At 36.2% G+C, this 12,476-nt stretch carries 11 protein-coding genes; 8 read left to right on the forward strand and 3 right to left on the reverse strand.

Annotated elements, in window-relative coordinates; genetic code table 11:
- The first annotated feature begins 158 nt into the window (after positions 1 to 158).
- The 8 genes from J4P91_RS15630 to J4P91_RS15665 all read left to right on the forward strand — a co-directional run bounded on the left by J4P91_RS15630 (position 159) and on the right by J4P91_RS15665 (position 10,965).
- Positions 159 to 2,015, forward strand: a complete 1,857-nt coding sequence (locus J4P91_RS15630; protein WP_207994858.1) for an anaerobic ribonucleoside triphosphate reductase — start codon at positions 159 to 161, stop codon at positions 2,013 to 2,015.
- A complete protein-coding gene (gene nrdG / locus J4P91_RS15635; protein ID WP_207994859.1) occupies positions 2,012 to 2,464 on the forward strand; it encodes an anaerobic ribonucleoside-triphosphate reductase activating protein in 453 nt (150 codons plus the stop codon). Before J4P91_RS15630 ends, nrdG begins: the two co-directional genes overlap by 4 nt.
- An 18-nt stretch (positions 2,465 to 2,482) precedes the next feature.
- Positions 2,483 to 3,160: a response regulator transcription factor gene (locus J4P91_RS15640; RefSeq protein WP_207994860.1), complete on the forward strand. Its 678-nt coding sequence runs from the start codon at positions 2,483 to 2,485 to the stop codon at positions 3,158 to 3,160.
- Positions 3,161 to 3,363: 203 nt separating this feature from the next.
- On the forward strand, positions 3,364 to 4,605 hold the full coding sequence (locus tag J4P91_RS15645) for a S1C family serine protease (RefSeq protein ID WP_207994861.1): 1,242 nt from the start codon (positions 3,364 to 3,366) through the stop codon (positions 4,603 to 4,605).
- Positions 4,606 to 4,677: 72 nt separating this feature from the next.
- Positions 4,678 to 5,091, forward strand: coding sequence for a CoA-binding protein (locus J4P91_RS15650; protein WP_207994862.1), 414 nt, complete (start codon positions 4,678 to 4,680; stop codon positions 5,089 to 5,091).
- Between the two features lie 376 nt (positions 5,092 to 5,467).
- Positions 5,468 to 7,432: a DNA topoisomerase IV subunit B gene (parE, locus tag J4P91_RS15655; protein WP_207994863.1), complete on the forward strand. Its 1,965-nt coding sequence runs from the start codon at positions 5,468 to 5,470 to the stop codon at positions 7,430 to 7,432.
- 1 nt (position 7,433) lies between these two features.
- A complete protein-coding gene (parC, locus tag J4P91_RS15660) occupies positions 7,434 to 9,857 on the forward strand; it encodes a DNA topoisomerase IV subunit A (RefSeq protein ID WP_207994864.1) in 2,424 nt (807 codons plus the stop codon).
- 457 nt (positions 9,858 to 10,314) lie between these two features.
- Positions 10,315 to 10,965 (forward strand): hypothetical protein, encoded by a 651-nt coding sequence (locus J4P91_RS15665; RefSeq protein ID WP_207994865.1) that lies wholly within the window; start codon positions 10,315 to 10,317, stop codon positions 10,963 to 10,965.
- Between the two features lie 44 nt (positions 10,966 to 11,009).
- On the opposite strand, the gene J4P91_RS15670 is transcribed toward J4P91_RS15665, so the two are convergent.
- The 3 genes from J4P91_RS15670 to J4P91_RS15680 form a co-directional block, all read right to left on the reverse strand.
- Positions 11,010 to 11,360 (reverse strand): hypothetical protein, encoded by a 351-nt coding sequence (locus J4P91_RS15670; RefSeq protein ID WP_000475221.1) that lies wholly within the window; start codon positions 11,358 to 11,360, stop codon positions 11,010 to 11,012.
- A 236-nt stretch (positions 11,361 to 11,596) separates the two neighbouring features.
- Positions 11,597 to 12,022: a thioredoxin family protein gene (locus J4P91_RS15675; RefSeq protein ID WP_207994866.1), complete on the reverse strand. Its 426-nt coding sequence runs from the start codon at positions 12,020 to 12,022 to the stop codon at positions 11,597 to 11,599.
- Entirely contained in the window at positions 12,019 to 12,456 is a 438-nt protein-coding gene (locus J4P91_RS15680) for a disulfide oxidoreductase (RefSeq protein WP_207994867.1), read from the reverse strand. Before J4P91_RS15680 ends, J4P91_RS15675 begins: the two co-directional genes overlap by 4 nt.
- Positions 12,457 to 12,476: the final 20 nt, after the last annotated feature.

The following is a 12,476-nucleotide window of genomic DNA, read 5'->3' on the forward strand; positions in this document are numbered from 1 at the left end:
TACATTTGTAAAGAGCACATTTCTTTTTTGTAAATGAAAAATTCAAAGTTTCTTAAAAAAACTTTCACAAGAATGTTACATTTCTCACAGACCTACCAGGACTATATGTTGTATCATTTTGTTTGTGAATTAACAATATATAGTTGGAGGTTTGGGGAATGATAAAACAAAGTGCACGTGGAGAAGAATTAATGAAGATTTTTGAAACAATTGTCTACGGGAATGAGCAAGATTTAATGCAAGAAAATGCAAATGTTGATGGACGGTCTCCGATGGGAATGATGGGAACATTTGCATCTGAGAGTGCAAAATATTATGCAATGGAACAATTGCTTTCTGAACAAGTAAAAAAAGCAATTGACCAAAATATATTATACCCACATGATTTAGATTTTTATGCGACAGGTACGACAACATGTTCGCAAATTCCTTTAGCACAAATGCTTGAAAAAGGATTTCATACCGGGCATGGACATATGAGGCAACCACAAGATATTAAAAGTGCGTTGGCACTTTCTTCGATTATTTTTCAAGCAAATCAAAACATGCAACACGGCGGTCAATCATTTGCGTTATTTGACATTGATTTAGCACCGTATGTGAGAAAAACATTTGAGAGAAATAAGAACAGATTAGGAACGTATCCGCTAACAAAAGAGCAAGTAGAAGAGTTTGCATGGAAAGAAACAGAAAACGATACGTATCAAGCTTGTGAAGCTTTTATTCATAATTCCAATAGTATGCATAGCCGAGGAGGTGGGCAAGTTCCGTTTATTTCTATTAATTACGGAACGGACACATCGAAAGAAGGAAGATTGTTAATTAAACAATTATTACGAGCGACGCAGGCGGGATTAGGAAAAGGTGAAACACCTATCTTCCCTATTCAAATCTTTAAACTGAAAAAAGGTGTCAATTTTGAAGAGAGTGATCCGAACTATGATTTATTTGAATTGGCATTAGAAACGACAGCAGAAAGATTATTCCCGAATTTTTCATTTTTAGATGCACCATTTAATGCAGTGCATTATGATGGTCGTCCAGAAAGCGAAGTATGTTATATGGGCTGTCGTACTCGTGTTATGTCTAATATTCATGGGGAAGAGACCGCCATTGGAAGAGGGAATTTATCGTTTACTTCCATTAACCTAGTGAAATTAGGATTGATTAGCGGATCGAAAGAAATATTTTTTGAAGCTTTAAATTATTATGTGGATCTTGGTATTCGTCAACTACTAGAAAGATTTGCTTACCAATGTACGAAAAAGGCAAGAGATTTTCACTTTTTATATTCACAAGGAGTATGGCGGGGCGGAGAAAAATTGCATCCTGAAGATTCTGTTGCTGAAATTTTAAAACAAGGAACGTTAAGTATTGGGTTTATCGGTCTTGCAGAATGTTTAGTTGCATTAACAGGAAAACATCATGGGGAAGATAAAGAATCATGGGATCTTGGGAATGAAATCGTAACCTTTATGAGGCAGAAGATGGATCAAGCGACGGAAGAACATCAGCTGAATTTCTCTTTAATTGCCACTCCTGCGGAAGGGTTATCAGGAAAGTTTGTTAAAAAAGATCGAGATGAATTTGGAATCATTAGCGGTGTAACAAATCATAATTATTATACAAATTCATTCCATATTCCAGTTTATTACCGGATTCAAGCAATTGATAAAATACGTTTAGAAGGACCGTTTCATGCACTTTGTAATGGTGGACATATAACGTATATTGAATTAGATGGAGCGGCAGTTCATAACCAAAAAGCATTGAAGCAAATTGTCCAGGCAATGGCGCAGTATGGGGTAGGATATGGATCGATTAATCACCCTGTGGATCGTTGTAAATGCTGTGGCTATCACGGTGTAATTGATAATGAATGTCCAAGTTGCGGTAATGAAGAAGAGCATCAAATAGAAAGAATTCGTCGTATTACCGGATATCTTGTAGGTGATATGTCCAAATGGAATAGTGCAAAGCGCAGTGAAGAAGCGGATCGGGTGAAACATAAATGAGAGTAATGAATATTATTCATGATAGTGTAGTAGATGGGGAAGGATTGCGGACAGTCGTGTTTTTTGCGGGCTGTCCGCATCGTTGTTTAGGATGTCATAATCCGAAGTCATGGAATATTTGTAATGGAACTGAAATGACTGTAGAAGAAATTGTGAAAGAGATTGCCAAAAATCCGCTTACTGATGTAACATTTTCAGGTGGAGATCCATTTTTTCAAGCTGCAGAAGTAAAAGAAGTAGCAAAAGCAGTGAAGGCTATGAAAAAAAACTTATGGATTTACACAGGTTATACGCTAGAAGAGATACAGAGTTCTCAAAATAATGATATGATAGAGTTGTTACATTATGGGGATGTTCTGGTCGATGGAAGGTTTGAACTTGAAAAAAGAGATTTAACACTTCCATTTCGCGGAAGCTCCAATCAACGTATTATTCGATTGAAAGAGTAAAAAGGCGGGATAGGTCAGATGAATAAAACAGTATTACTTGTTGAAGACGAAAGAAGATTACGCGAAATTGTTAGTGATTATTTTCGCAATGAAGGTTTTGAAGTGATAGAAGCTGAAGATGGAAAACAAGCGTTAGAATTATTTGCTGAACATACAATTGATTTAATTATGTTAGATATCATGTTGCCAGAGATAGATGGTTGGTCTGTGTGTCGTCGTATTCGCAAAGAGTCAGCGGTACCAATTATTATGCTTACAGCACGTTCTGACGAAGATGACACATTGTTAGGTTTTGAACTTGGGGCTGATGAATATGTAACAAAGCCTTTTAGTCCAAAAGTACTAGTAGCTAGGGCGAAAACTTTATTAAAGCGTGCTGATGGGGCAGTAGGAGTTGTAGAAGAGAATGCACTTTCTATGGCTGGAATCGATGTAAATCGTCTTTCGCGTACTGTATTGGTAGACGGAGAAGAAATTATATTAACGCATAAAGAATTTGAACTTCTTGTTTATTTAATGGAGAATAAAGGGATCGTATTATCGCGTCAGCATCTATTAGACCAACTTTGGGGATATGATTATTATGGTGATGATCGTACTGTCGATACACATATAAAAAAATTGCGAAATAAGTTAGGCGATAAAGCAAAACATATCGGAACGGTTATTCGAGTTGGGTATAAGTTCGAGGAATAATTTTTAAATACTATGCAATTCAACTTGAGAATATAGTACATTTACACTCTCTTTTGTAGATAAAAATGTACAAATTATAGATTTTTTGTCTACAATAATGAATAAGAGTATTTTTTTAATTGGATTTCACGATGAGTTCACAAGAAGGACACAAAATGTGACTATACTGAAAATACGAATTCAGCAGAGAGGGGATATCAATTATGGGATATTATGACGGACCAAATATGAATGAAGAGCATAGTGAAACGAGAGAAATTAAAAAATCAGGTAGTAAAAAAGGATATTTTTTCACTGGTTTAGTTGGAGCAGTTGTCGGAGCTGTTTCCATCAGTTTTGCAGCACCGTATATGCCATGGGCAAATGGAAACGGGACGGCTGTTTCATCGCCACAATCTTCTAATTCAAAAGTAGAGGGAACTGTGGTTCCTGTTGTAAATAAAGCAAAAGGTGAAACGGATTTACCTGGTATGATTGAAGGAGCCAAAGAAGTAGTTGTAGGTGTCATAAACATGCAAAAGAGCATAGATCCATTTGCAATGGAGCAAGTAGGTGAAGAACAACAAGCTGGAACAGGATCGGGCGTAATTTATAAAAAAGCTGGAAATAAAGCTCTTATCGTTACGAATAATCATGTAGTAGATGGAGCGAATAAACTTGCAGTGAAACTAAGTGACGGTAAAACAGTAGACGCAAAATTAGTTGGGAAAGACCCTTGGTTAGATTTAGCTGTTGTAGAGATTGATGGATCTAATATAAATAAAGTAGCCACACTTGGTGATTCCAGTAAAATTCGCGCTGGCGAATCAGCTATTGCAATTGGGAATCCATTAGGCTTTGATGGCAGTGTAACAGAGGGAATCATTAGTAGTAAAGAACGCGAAATTCCAGTGGATATTAATGGTGACAAACAGGCGGATTGGCAAGCACAAGTTATTCAAACAGATGCAGCAATTAACCCTGGGAACAGTGGTGGTGCCTTATTTAACCAAAACGGTGAAGTTATCGGGATTAACTCTAGTAAAATTGCACAGCAAGAAGTAGAAGGAATTGGTTTTGCGATTCCAATTAATGTGGCAAAACCAGTTATGGAATCTCTTGAAAAAGATGGAACGGTAAAACGTCCAGCGATGGGAGTTGGGGTGGCATCTCTTGAAGAGGTACAACCGTATGCATTAGGACAATTAAAGTTACCAAAAGATGTTACAAGTGGCGTTATTTTAAGTAAGATTTATTCTGTTTCACCAGCTGAAAAGGCAGGACTTCAGCAGTATGATGTTGTTGTAGCATTAGATGGACAAAAAATTGAAAATGCGCTTCAATTCCGTAAATATTTATATGAAAAGAAAAAAGTAGGCGACAAAATTGAGCTTACATTCTATCGAAATGGTGAAAAAATGACGAAAACAGCTACATTAGCTGATAACTCTGCTGCGACGAATTAATAGAGAAAGTCTCTTTCGTATTGAAAGAGACTTTCTTTATCGGCTATACTAAAAGAATAGGAGGGATTTAATATGACAATTGAAAACCCAACTCGGACGGAAATTGGTGAAGTATTGAAAAATAGTAAAACAATTGCGGTTGTTGGATTATCTAACAAACCAGAACGTACATCATATATGGTTTCAAAAGCGATGCAAGATGCAGGATATCGTATTATCCCAGTAAACCCGGCCATAGATGAAGTGCTAGGGGAAAAAGCTGTCCCGTCATTAAAAGACATTAAGGAGCATGTCGATATAGTAAATGTATTTCGTCGTTCTGAATTTTTAATGGACGTTGCAAAGGAACTTGTGGAGATTGATGCGGATGTTTTTTGGGCACAATTAGGAGTACAAGATGAAGATACATATAAATTTTTAAAGGAAAAGGACTATACTGTTATTATGGATCGTTGTATAAAGGTAGAGCATGCGATGACGAGGTAGTATAGACATTGTAAACGGAAAGGTCGATTCAGCTTTAGTTAACACTTAGGAACTAAGCAGATGAACGAGGTGTTCATCATGAGATTTTTTAAAGGCTGTTTGTGGGGATTGCTACTTGTTATCCCATTTTGGATAATTGTCATTTGGGTAATTGTAAAATGGTGGAGTGTATAATTGGAATACATATCCATTTCTCGTTGACAAACGATTATTTTTCTGAAATAGTAGCCTAGAGGAATCCTTGTACAAAAACAAGGATTTTTCTTTTGAAAATGGTATATAAAAGACATAACACAACTTGCCAAAAGTAGGGTTAAGGCGTTATTCTATAATAGAAACATATGTTCTGATTTTGATTAGGAAAGGGGCAAGGAGTTTGGCAAAGCATCAATTTCAATATAACGAAGATGCAATTCAAGTGCTTGAAGGTCTTGAAGCTGTGCGAAAACGCCCGGGTATGTATATCGGGAGCACGGACAGCCGTGGATTGCATCATTTAGTATACGAAATAGTAGATAACTCCGTTGATGAAGCATTAGCGGGATTTGGCGACGAAATTTCTGTCGTAATACATAAAGATAATAGTATTAGTGTTATTGATAAAGGGCGCGGGATGCCTACGGGAATGCATAAGCTTGGAAAACCTACACCTGAAGTGATTTTAACTGTACTTCATGCAGGAGGTAAGTTTGGACAAGGCGGATATAAAACAAGTGGCGGTTTACACGGCGTTGGTGCATCGGTTGTAAATGCTTTATCAGAATGGCTTGTTGTAACAATTAAACGCGATGGAAATATATACGAGCAACGTTTTGAAAATGGTGGTGTTCCTGTAACGACACTAGAGAAAATCGGGAAAACAAAACAATCTGGAACAACGATGCATTTTAAACCAGATCCATCAATTTTCAGTACAACAAATTATAACTATGAAACGTTATGTGAGAGATTACGTGAATCTGCATTTCTGTTAAAAGGTATGAAAATTACTATAAAAGATGAACGAAATGATCTAGAAGATGTTTTTCATTATGAAACAGGAATTGAAGCATTTGTTTCTTACTTAAACGAAGAAAAGGACTCTATACATCCAGTTGTTTACTTTGCTGGTGAACAAAATGAAATTGAAGCAGAACTAGCATTTCAATTTAACGATGGTTATTCAGAAAACATTCTTTCATTCGTAAATAATGTGCGTACAAAAGATGGAGGAACACACGAAGCTGGATTTAAAACAGCGATGACGCGTGTTTTCAACGAATACGCTCGTAAAGTTTCTCTATTAAAGGAGAAAGATAAAAACTTAGAAGGTACAGATATTCGCGAAGGGTTAGCGGCAATTGTTTCTGTACGTGTACCGGAGGATTTATTGCAATTTGAAGGTCAAACGAAAGGTAAGCTTGGTACAAGTGAAGGACGTTCATCTGTCGATGCGGTTGTTTCAGAGCATTTAGCATACTTTTTAGAAGAAAATCCAGATGTAGCAACACTTCTTGTGAAAAAAGCGATTAAAGCGGCACAAGCTCGTGAAGCAGCACGTAAAGCTAGAGAAGAAGCGAGAACTGGTAAAAAGAAAAAACGTTCAGAAGGAACATTGAGCGGAAAGTTAACACCTGCGCAATCACGTAATCCACAAAAGAACGAATTATATTTAGTAGAAGGTGACTCTGCTGGTGGTTCTGCAAAACAAGGACGCGATCGTCGTTTCCAAGCTGTCTTGCCACTGCGAGGTAAAGTCATTAACACGGAAAAAGCAAAGCTTGCTGATATTTTTAAGAACGAAGAAATTAATACGATTATTTATGCAATCGGCGGTGGTGTTGGAAACGAATTTGCTGTCGAGGATATTAACTATGATAAAGTCGTAATCATGACCGATGCTGATACGGATGGCGCTCATATTCAAGTGCTACTACTTACGTTCTTCTATCGTTATATGAAGCCGTTAATTGAAGCGGGTAAAGTATTTATTGCTCTTCCACCTTTATATAAAGTAAGTAAAGGAAAAGGGAAAAGCGAAGTGATTGAATATGCATGGTCAGATGAAGAGTTAGATGGTGTAACGAAAAAAGTCGGTAAAGGATATATGTTGCAGCGTTATAAAGGTCTTGGTGAAATGAATGCTGATCAATTATGGGAAACAACAATGAATCCAGAAACACGTACATTAATTCGCGTAAAAATTGATGATGCAGCAAGAGCAGAACGCCGCGTGACGACATTAATGGGCGATAAAGTAGAACCACGTCGAAAATGGATTGAGCGTAATGTACAGTTTGGTATGCAAGAAGAAGGTAATATTTTAGAGAATGAAATGATTATGGAGACGGAGGTAGAATAACATGCAGGCAGAGAAGTTTCATGACCTCCCGCTTGAAGACGTGTTAGGTGACCGCTTTGCACGTTATAGTAAATATATTATTCAAGATCGTGCGCTACCAGATGCGCGTGATGGTTTAAAGCCAGTACAACGTCGAATTTTATATTCAATGTATGTAGAAGGAAACGTACATGATAAGCCGTTTCGTAAATCAGCTAAAACAGTTGGTAACGTTATTGGTAACTATCATCCACACGGTGATTCTTCTGTATATGAAGCGATGGTACGATTAAGTCAAGAGTGGAAAGTGCGTAACGTATTAGTTGAAATGCACGGAAATAACGGTAGTGTTGACGGTGATCCAGCAGCAGCAATGCGTTATACAGAAGCTCGTTTATCGCCAATTGCATCTGAGTTACTCCGCGATATTGATAAAGAGACAGTAGAATTTGTATCAAACTTTGATGATACAAGTGAAGAACCAGTTGTTCTGCCAGCAATGTTCCCGAATTTATTAGTAAACGGTTCAACAGGAATCTCAGCTGGATATGCAACAGAGATTCCACCGCATCACCTTGGAGAAGTGATTGATGCAACAATGATGCGTATTGATAAACCTAATAGTACGGTAGATGACTTATTAACGGTTATTAAAGGGCCTGATTTTCCAACAGGTGGCATTATTCAAGGACTTGATGGAATTAAAAAAGCGTATGAAACAGGAAAAGGAAAAATCATCATTCGCGGAAAAGCGGAAGTTGAAACGATTCGCGGTGGTAAACAGCAAATTGTCATTACAGAAATTCCATATGAAGTAAACAAAGCAAATTTAGTAAAGAAAATGGACGAATTACGTCTAGATAAAAAACTAGATGGAATCGCTGAAGTCCGTGATGAGACAGATCGTACAGGTCTTCGTATAGTTGTGGAACTGAAAAAAGAAGCGAACGCAGAAGGTATTTTAAATTACTTATATAAAAATACCGATTTACAAGTTCCATATAACTTCAATATGGTGGCTATAAATAAACGTCGTCCGACACTTATGACGTTGCCAAAGATTTTAGATGCATACATTGGACATCAAAAAGAAGTTGTTACACGTCGTTCAGAATATGAACTTAGAAAAGCAGAAAACCGCCAGCATATTGTGGCAGGTTTAATGAAAGCATTATCGATTTTAGATCAGGTAATTGAAATAATTCGAGCATCTAAAGATAAACGTAATGCAAAAGATAATTTAAGTGCAAAATTCGGATTTACAGAAGCGCAGGCAGAAGCAATTGTATCCTTGCAACTGTATCGTTTAACAAATACAGATATTACAGCACTAGAAAAAGAGGCGGAAGAACTAGAAAAGAAAATTACAGAATTACAAGCGATTTTACAAAGTGAGAAAAGGCTTCTTCAAGTCATTAAAGCAGACTTAAAGAGAGTAAAGAAAACGTATAGCGATAATCGCCGGGCTGTTATTGAAGAGGAAATTGAAGAAATTAAAATCGATGTGGAAGTTATGATTCCGCAAGAAGATGTCATCGTTACTGTAACGAAAGAAGGTTATGTAAAGCGCACCGGTTGGCGCTCGCATAATGCATCGAACGGGAAAGACTTCGGTATGAAAGAGGGCGACATCTTACTCGAACGTTTCGATACAAATACAACAGAAACAGTTCTTTTATTCACGAATAAAGGAAATTATATTTATCTTCCGGTATACGAAATGCCAGATATTCGTTGGAAAGATTTAGGTCAGCACGTTGCGAATATCGTTTCACTTGATAGGGATGAGACATTAATTTGGGCGACTGTTGTACCGAATTTCGAGGAAGAAAAGCGATTTATCGTATTTGTGACACGAAATGGTATGATTAAGAAAACGGAACTAAATCAGTATAAAGTTCAGCGCTATTCAAGGGCGTTTGTTGCCGTAAACTTGAAAAAAGATGATGAAGTTGTGGATATATTCGCAACAGATGGAACAAGTGATATTGTTCTTGCAACACACGGTGCATATGCACTTATCTTCAATGAAGAAGAAGTAAGTCCAGTTGGTGTAAGAGCAGCTGGTGTAAAAGCGATTAATTTAAAAGAGGATGATTACGTCGCTTCGGGTAAACCGTTAAATGGTGAAAAGGATCAATTGATTCTCGTAACGCAGCGAGGCGCAGTTAAGCGATTAAAAGCTTCCGAAATTGAGAAGTCAACAAGGGCGAAGCGAGGCCTTGTTATCTTTAAAGAGTTAAAACGTAATCCATACCGTATTGTCGGTATTGAAATTGTTCGGGATGATGAACTTGTTTACATGAAAACAGAAAAACAGATTGTAGAAGAAATAGATCCGAAAGCGTTCCGTAATAAAGACCGCTATAGTAACGGGAGTCTAGTGTTAGATGTTAGTGATACCGGTGAAGTGATTGAGACGTGGACGAAGAAACGGACAGAGTGAATAAACGATAGTAAGAATTCTAATTAAATAAACACATCTTATTAGTGAAAACCATGTTCTATATTATATAGAGCATGGTTTTTTATATTGGAAGCTTTAAGTTTATTACTATTCTAATAAATTTTAGGATATATTCCGCATTAACGGACAGTAAGACTCTCACGTCAAAATTCAGTGAAAAGCAAGGGTGTGAGGTGAGGATGAACTGTCCATAAAGGGCCGATTGGTGAGGGCTTTCCATCCGTAGGGGATGAAGAAAATCCCACTGATAAAAGTTTCACTTTATAAAATTCGTGTTGTACAAAATAAGTATCTTTACATAAATTTTCTCAATATAGAATTACGTAAATTTTTGAATTAAATATTTAAAAATTTAGACTATTGATTTACAATAATTTAAGAACTATGGAACAGTAACAAATGTATGAACTATATTCTGTAATAAAGGGGTTCATAAATGAAAAAAATATCTTTCTTTTTAGCAGCTGTATCTTTAAGTATATTTATATCTGCTTGTTCTAATCAAACGAATTCTGAAAAAGAGGTGGAATCTGATACTAAAACAGCTCCCATAGCTGAAACAAATGTACAAACTAAGCCTTATACAGAACCATTAACACAAATAGGGCAAGAAGCGAAGCATCCACTTGGAACAGTGATTCTAAAGCAATTAAGTGAGCCCAATACAATGATAGAAGCAGGGCCTCTTCATATTCAAGTAGAAAGAATTAAGGTAATTCAGAGTACAGAAGTAAGTGAAATTGGGAAATACAACTTAAAAGAACGAGGACTAAGTACAGAGCAAATGAATGCAATACAATTTACAACCACTTTAGAAAATACTTCAGATCAAGTACTTGATTTAGAACAAGGGCCTTTTAAAACACTTGTTTTAAGTAATGGGGAACAAGTAGACGTATATAAAATGAATGCGGATCCAAAAAGTCGAAGCTTAAAAGCAAAAGAGAAAATGAAGTTTACACTTATCTGTTTCTTATCTCAAGCTCCAAATGATGTTACATCCGTAAAAGTAATTACTGATGTGATACGAGAGGAACAAACAAAAAGTGAGGTGAGCCCGTTAACCACTACGGAGATTACTATGTAAAAAAAGAAAACAGCCTGATGAGGCTGTTTTCTTATGTTTTTCAATTAAAAAGCGCAGTATCCAACAACTGGTTTAGAAGAACCAGTTTTAATGAAATAGTCAGGAGCAAAGCCTTGATCTAACTCACCACCATAGCCATTATCATCTACAAAATCCCAAACCTTACTTCCCATATAAGATTCGCCATTCACATAGCAATATAACCAAAGTTTAGTGCCATCTGGAATGTTTGATTCAGTCCGTAGGCCATTTATTGTCGGAGTCGTGCGAAGATCTAGCCCAGAACCTGTTTTTTGTACCGGATAAAAAGCAGCTTCCGTTACCGATTGACTTGCGAATAAAACTGAACCTGCTACTGCTACTGAAGCGATTGATAATGCAACTTTTTTAAACATACATGTTACCTCCTAATAAATTATATTTTATTGCAAATGGGGAATCCCCCTCATACTTAACAAGTAAAAAATTAAACTGTATTCAAGATTGGTAAGCATGAGGGAGAGCCCCCTTTACTCCTCTATAAATTAATAGAATGTATAGTTAAAAACAAAAAATAAAGCTAATATTTGTTTCTTTATCAATACTCTAGTTATAAGTTTGAAAAATAGTGTTTTTGGTAAAATATAAATTCTTATTTGTTGTTTTCAAACCATGTTTGAAACGTTTGTAAAGACTGTTCACCTAATATACGACTCATTTCTTTCCCATCTTTGTAAGAAATAATGGTAGGTGTTCCTTTTATTTGAAACATATCCCAACCTTGTTTATACTCTTCTAGATTCAAAACTTGCATATCGATATTCATATTTTTTGCCATAGGAACTACAATTGGTGAAACCTTTAGGCAATGTGGACAGGTCGTTTTGTAGAAATAAACTATTTTTGTTTTGTGGTTTGATAGATCTTGTTGCAATTGCTCAGGGGTAATTTGATTTTTATAATAATTTACCTTCTCAGCACTTATGGTTTTTTCACTTTTTGTTTCTTTATTGGTTAGAATAATAATAAGTGTAAATATTGATAAAATAGTAATGATAAAAAAAAGCATTTTTTTCATATACTGTTTCTCTCCTTGTTTATTTTAATAAGAATAAAGCCACAAATAATAATAAGAAGAAAGGCTATTAGAGCGAGAAATGGAATTGTAATAAATCCGAACCAATCTAAATAATCCCCTGTGCAAGGTATTCTTCCGCATGATGTTCCGTTTTCAGATAAAAATGTAATTTTTTGAAGGGAATAGTGATAGGCAGCTATACATGCGCCAATGAGAGCGAGAACCAAACTGTAAATCCCAATTCTATAATCTTTGCGTATAATAGCTGTTCCAAGTAAAAGAACTAGTGGATACATGAGAATACGTTGATACCAGCATAATGTACAAGGCTCATATTTCATTATTTCAGACAGATACAAACTCCCGAGGGTTGCGATAAGAGAAACACACCATGCGCTGAATAATATGTATTCTAGTTTTTTTGTATTGTCCATGACTTCAACCTTTCTTTTTT

Source organism: Bacillus sp. XF8, from assembly GCF_017498755.1.
Taxonomy (GTDB): domain Bacteria; phylum Bacillota; class Bacilli; order Bacillales; family Bacillaceae_G; genus Bacillus_A; species Bacillus_A bingmayongensis.

Coding starts and splice junctions, on each gene's coding strand:
- parC (WP_207994864.1), top strand. CDS start 7,434: ATGCAGGCAGAGAAGTTTCATGACCTCCCGCTTGAAGACGTGTTAGGT.
- J4P91_RS15645 (WP_207994861.1), top strand. CDS start 3,364: ATGGGATATTATGACGGACCAAATATGAATGAAGAGCATAGTGAAACG.
- nrdG (WP_207994859.1), top strand. CDS start 2,012: ATGAGAGTAATGAATATTATTCATGATAGTGTAGTAGATGGGGAAGGA.
- J4P91_RS15640 (WP_207994860.1), top strand. CDS start 2,483: ATGAATAAAACAGTATTACTTGTTGAAGACGAAAGAAGATTACGCGAA.
- J4P91_RS15665 (WP_207994865.1), top strand. CDS start 10,315: ATGAAAAAAATATCTTTCTTTTTAGCAGCTGTATCTTTAAGTATATTT.
- J4P91_RS15630 (WP_207994858.1), top strand. CDS start 159: ATGATAAAACAAAGTGCACGTGGAGAAGAATTAATGAAGATTTTTGAA.
- J4P91_RS15670 (WP_000475221.1), bottom strand. CDS start 11,360: ATGTTTAAAAAAGTTGCATTATCAATCGCTTCAGTAGCAGTAGCAGGT.
- J4P91_RS15675 (WP_207994866.1), bottom strand. CDS start 12,022: ATGAAAAAAATGCTTTTTTTTATCATTACTATTTTATCAATATTTACA.
- J4P91_RS15650 (WP_207994862.1), top strand. CDS start 4,678: ATGACAATTGAAAACCCAACTCGGACGGAAATTGGTGAAGTATTGAAA.
- J4P91_RS15680 (WP_207994867.1), bottom strand. CDS start 12,456: ATGGACAATACAAAAAAACTAGAATACATATTATTCAGCGCATGGTGT.